Source organism: Rhodohalobacter sp. (assembly GCF_041686455.1).
Classification (GTDB): Bacteria; Bacteroidota; Rhodothermia; order Balneolales; family Balneolaceae; genus Rhodohalobacter.
The window spans coordinates 1-4990 of record NZ_JAWLDW010000035.1 but is presented as its reverse complement, the minus strand read 5'-3'; the positions used below and the strand labels follow the sequence as shown (position 1 = coordinate 4990).

Below are 4990 nucleotides of genomic sequence, written 5' to 3'. Positions count from 1 at the left end.
ACCTCATTTGTCAAAACTGCAAATCTGGATGACAATAATTTGGTATTTATCAATCCCGAATGGGATTGAACGTGAATAGCCCCGTGCACAGCTCGGGGTATGAATGGTACAATGCCGCATCACAACCCCGAGAGGGGTTGAACCCTTTCAGGGTTCTGAAATACATTTCCTGTCTTGTTTCCCTGAGCTGCGCTCAGGGCTAATTACATTAAACTCCTTCGGAGTTCTGAATCGGGAAATGATCGTTTCGTAACCACCGGGCCGTACCCGGGGCTATTGTTGTTGAACCCCATTCGGGGTTCTGTCATTGTCGCCATCTTTCTTTTCCCGGGCTTCGCACGGAGATATTTACACTAATCTACTTCGGATATATGATTTGTGACAACGATAAAACATTTCTGACTCAAATTTACAGCACGCTTACAATAAATCTACACCAAATACCTTCCATTAAATTCAACATTATGTTCTTTCAGCAGTACTACCAATTCTTCTTTAAACGTCATTTTCTTATGATGTTCTTCCTGGTTTTGCACGTATCGGATAAGACCCTCTTTTTCTTTGATTGTATATGTAAACGCAGCGTAACCCTCCTGCCATCCATCAAAATCCGGGAATAGTTGATTCTCTTTCATATAATTGCTGCTTCCCAGTTTAATATCTTTTACAAGGTTTGATAATGAAATAGATGGGTGCAGATGGGTTATAATATGCAGATGGTCTTCAACGCCGTTGATCCGATAAAGATGGCAATTTTTGTTTTTCAGGATACCCCAGATATCTTTGTACAATTTTTCACGGTTTTCTTTGAGGAGTACTGGTTTTCTGTTTTTGGTGCTGAAGACAATTTGATATAGGATTTGGGTATAAGTGCTCATTTTTCTGACTCTCGATTTATTTTGGATAAGTTTAAAATCTAACCTCATTTGTCAAAACTGCAAATCTGGATGACAATAATTTGGTATTTATCAATCCCGAATGGGATTGAACGTGAATAGCCCCGTGCACAGCTCGGGGTCATGAATGGCCACCGGCCTTTAACCAACCCCGAGAGGGGTTGAACCCTTTCAGGGTTCTGAAATACATTTCCTGACTTGTTTCCCTGAGCTGCGCTCAGGGCTAATTACATTGAACTCCTTCGGAGTTCTGAATCGGTAAATGATCGTTTCGTAACCACCGGGTTACACCCGGCGCTATTCATGTTGAACCCCTTCAGGGTTCTGAAACACACTGCATGTTCTGTTTCCCCGAGCTGCGCTCGGAGCTAATTACATTAAACTCTTTCGGAGTTTTGGATTTGGAGTGTTTCATGATATCCCCTTAATCCGTGACCAACCGCACGTTCCCGGTCAACAACTCCTGCAACATGCCCTGCTTAAACTGCACGTACTTCTCCCGCTTTTGACGGAGGGTTTGGAAGAGTTTGATGTCAGACATTTTTTTAAATGTCAGGCTTGATAACATCTATAAATACACCGTTAAAATGGAATTCTATTGTCACCCTTTCTAAACCTGCTCCTGATACCGGTTTAGAAATGCAGTTAAGAGCCGGTTTTCTAAACTTTCCGGTAAATTTGATAACTGTTCACCGCGACAGGCATAGTACTCTTTACCGTTTTTTTGCTCCTCACGGACTCTTCGGCTCACCGCTACCCATTTGTCATCCGGGATGGCCATATACCCTTTGCCAAACAGAATTGTTCATGTCTGATCAGAGCAGCCGGCCGATGCCGGGTAATAACGATTTCAAGATGTTATCTGCTAGGTAGTCGTTAGCAAGTTCATTATTTTAATATTAGAGGGTAAAACATCTAAAACTCTTTATCTAAACAGTTTAAATCCTGAACAGTGTTGGTTAAATGCAAATGTTGCGGGCAAACCCGGAACAAAGGCAAAACATAATAGCGTCAAAAACAGATCATTTTTAAAAAGAAAGGGATGGGCGTATGAAAACTGTGAACATTTTAATGACCGTACTTGCGGTCATGATTTTGGCGAGCTGTTCTGCGAATAACAAAAGAACCATAGATGATATTCTTGACTCCCCGTTCAGGGTGTATCAAATTTCGGGATTCGACGGCCCCAAACTAGATATCAATAAAGATAGCCTTGCCCAGTTCCTGGTTTCCCTGCACTACGATATTCCGCTTTCTGACATTGAACATGAACTGAACTGGAGTTCTGAAATAACAGAGAAGAACATCGATGCCCTTATTGAAAACAGACTGCTCGAAAAGGAGGGAAACGAACTTAAGCCGGCCCTTGGGATATTCACGTTGGAGCGGGGAAAATTGATGGAATTAAAAGCCCGGAATGTAGCGAATGAAATTGCAGACAGCATATACAGCCGGTTGCCTGAAATCAAGGCAATCCATGACGAAGCGCACATTTCACAGCGGCATGATTTCCGTGAACTGTCTCTCTTTTATCTGAGCAACGTGGTCCTCGATAATTTTCAAATTGAACGCGTGGAAGGCGAGTTTATAAATCAGCAGCGGCCGTTAAGAAACGGAAGCCGGTATTACCTTGGCATTGTTGAAGATGATCTTACCGCCGACACCGAACCCTACGGCATGTATGGCAACATGGGGCTACACTGGAGTGACTCCACAGGTATCTCCGTGTTTGGGAACCGGCGAACATCGTCGAACCCGGGCTGGGATAATTATGAAGAGAAGTATATCCATGTGTTTGATGAACACGATACGGAGCTGATCACCCAAACCATGCCCGACCTCTTTTTCCCCACGCTGCTCGATATCCTGAACAGAAACCGGCCCGATTTTGAAGCCGCCTACCAAGAGCTGAATTTTGATAAAGAGATCTCATTCGAAGAGTTCTTTATCTTCTGGTACCATTGGATTTACACGGAAGCGACGGACGTTCTCATCGAAAGAGACATTATCCAGAAACCACAAAACGACATGTTCTACTACCAGAGAGCGGTGAATTTTTAAACAGAACAGCCGGCATTGCTTTTTTAAAAACTCATTAAAAGTAAATGAGATCACCCATATTTTGAGTGATCTCATATCAATGTTAAAGGAACCTGCCGTTTATCTGTTCTCCAGATCCACGTAGTCTCGTTTGTTCGGGCCAACATAGATTTGGCGCGGACGCGAAATGGGTTCGTGATTATCTCTCATCTCTTTCCATTGGGCAATCCAGCCGGGCAGGCGTCCCAGTGCAAACATCACGGTGAACATTTCGGTTGGGATGCCGATGGCGCGATAGAGGATGCCGGAGTAGAAATCGACGTTCGGGTAGAGCTTCCGCTCTACAAAGTAGGAATCATTCAGGGCGACTTCCTCGAGCGATTTGGCAATCTCAAGGAGCGGGTCCTCAGTATGGAGCTCATTCAATACTTCATCAGCTACTTTTTTAATAATCTTGGCCCGCGGATCGAAGTTTTTGTATACGCGGTGGCCGAATCCCATCAGGCGAAAGTCACTGCTTTTATCTTTGGCTTTCTCCACCATTCTGGCAACGTCGCTGCCTTCGCGATGAATCTGCTCCAGCATTTCAATCACTTTTTGATTGGCCCCTCCGTGCAGTGGCCCCCACAGGGCACAAACTCCGGACGTGATGGCCGCATAAAGGCTGGCGTGGGATGAACCGGCCATCCGGACCGTGGATGCAGAGCAGTTCTGTTCGTGATCGGCGTGTAGAATCAACAGTGTGTTCAGAGCTTTTACAATGGTTGGGTTGATCTCGTACTCCTCCGTGGGCAGCGCAAACATCATGTGCAGAAAATTTGAACAGTAATCCAGCTCGTTTTGAGGGTACATAATCGGAAAGCCCTGCGATTTTCGGTACGACCACGCCGCAATGGTGGTGATTTTTGCAATCAAACGGCGGATCGTCAGATCAACCTCTTCCGGATCCAATTCGGAGCCTTGGGCGTTCGGGTAAAATGTGGACAGAGCTCCGATCATGGATGCCAGTACACCCATGGGGTGGGCCTTGGCCGGGTATCCCTCATAGAGCATTTTCATATCTTCATGAATAAGAGTGTGCCGTGTTATTCCATCTCTGAATCTTGTTAATTCATCTGCACTTGGCAAATCTCCGTAAATCAGCAGGTAGGCCACTTCCAGAAACGATGATTTTTCAGCAAGCTGCTCAATGGGATATCCCCTGTACCGCAGCACCCCTTCTTCTCCATTCAGAAATGTGATGGCGCTTTTAGTGGCTCCCGTACTTTTATACCCTAAATCGGATGTTATAAGGCCGGTTTCGTTCCTCAGATTCGAAATATCTATCGCTATTTCTCCTTCACTTCCTTCGATGAGATCAAGTTCATGGGTATCATTTCCAATAATTAGCTTTGCTTTATCCATAACGGATTCCTCATTTAATTTTTCTTTTCTGTTTTTCATTCTATAAATATAACTGATTGGAAGCGCTTTTTGTATAAGAGATAGTTGGATGCCGGCATCAGGGAAATTCCTATGGATTTTTGAATAAAATCTTTTTGTCGGCATTAGAGAACGGAATAATAATTGGAAACCGTACCGCACACACTTCACACAAATGACAATATGATGTCAGTGAGATTAAATACAATTTATCAGGTACCAATAAGTTTTAGAATCAATTTTTTCATTATTCTCCCTCGTTCCCTATAATCAAATGATTAACAAACAGATATATCATCAAGAATATGAACAAAGCCGAGCAGGAATTCCTCAAAGACCTCGATAAAAAACTCTGGAGTGCGGCCGATAAACTCCGCAATAATCTCGATGCTGCTGTCTATAAACATGTGGTATTAGGACTCATCTTTTTGAAGTATGTATCCGATGCGTTTGAAGAGCGCAGGCAGGAACTTCGGAAGCAGTTTCGAGATCCCGATCACGACTACTACATCCCGCAGGATGACATGTCTGATGACGAGTATGAAGAGTTCATCGAGGAGGAGCTGGAAGTTCGTGATTACTACGTAGCCAAAAATGTGTTTTGGGTGCCGCCGCTGGCCCGTTGGGAGGTG

5 protein-coding genes are annotated in these 4990 nt (G+C 44.1%); 2 read left to right on the top strand and 3 right to left on the bottom strand.

The window, feature by feature from the left end; translation table 11 throughout:
- Nucleotides 1-431: 431 nt before the first annotated feature.
- Both tnpA and ACESM0_RS06265 read right to left on the bottom strand, forming a co-directional pair.
- Nucleotides 432-878, bottom strand: a complete 447-nt coding sequence (gene tnpA, locus ACESM0_RS06270) for an IS200/IS605 family transposase (protein WP_372904733.1) — start codon at nt 876-878, stop codon at nt 432-434.
- 628 nt (nt 879-1506) lie between these two features.
- Nucleotides 1507-1677 (bottom strand): hypothetical protein, encoded by a 171-nt coding sequence (locus ACESM0_RS06265; RefSeq protein WP_372904731.1) that lies wholly within the window; start codon nt 1675-1677, stop codon nt 1507-1509.
- Nucleotides 1678-1946: 269 nt separating this feature from the next.
- Here ACESM0_RS06265 and ACESM0_RS06260 point away from each other — a divergent pair, with 269 nt between their 5' ends.
- Nucleotides 1947-2957, top strand: a complete 1011-nt coding sequence (locus tag ACESM0_RS06260; protein ID WP_372904729.1) for a hypothetical protein — start codon at nt 1947-1949, stop codon at nt 2955-2957.
- 99 nt (nt 2958-3056) lie between these two features.
- On the opposite strand, the gene ACESM0_RS06255 is transcribed toward ACESM0_RS06260, so the two are convergent.
- Nucleotides 3057-4379 carry a citrate synthase gene (locus ACESM0_RS06255; RefSeq protein ID WP_372904727.1) on the bottom strand — a complete coding sequence of 441 codons (1323 nt, stop codon included), beginning with the start codon at nt 4377-4379 and terminating at the stop codon, nt 3057-3059.
- A gap of 284 nt (nt 4380-4663) precedes the next feature.
- Between ACESM0_RS06255 and ACESM0_RS06250 the strand changes: the two genes are divergently transcribed.
- The coding region (locus ACESM0_RS06250; RefSeq protein ID WP_372904725.1) for a type I restriction-modification system subunit M N-terminal domain-containing protein at nt 4664-4990 on the top strand (327 nt) is incomplete at its 3' end.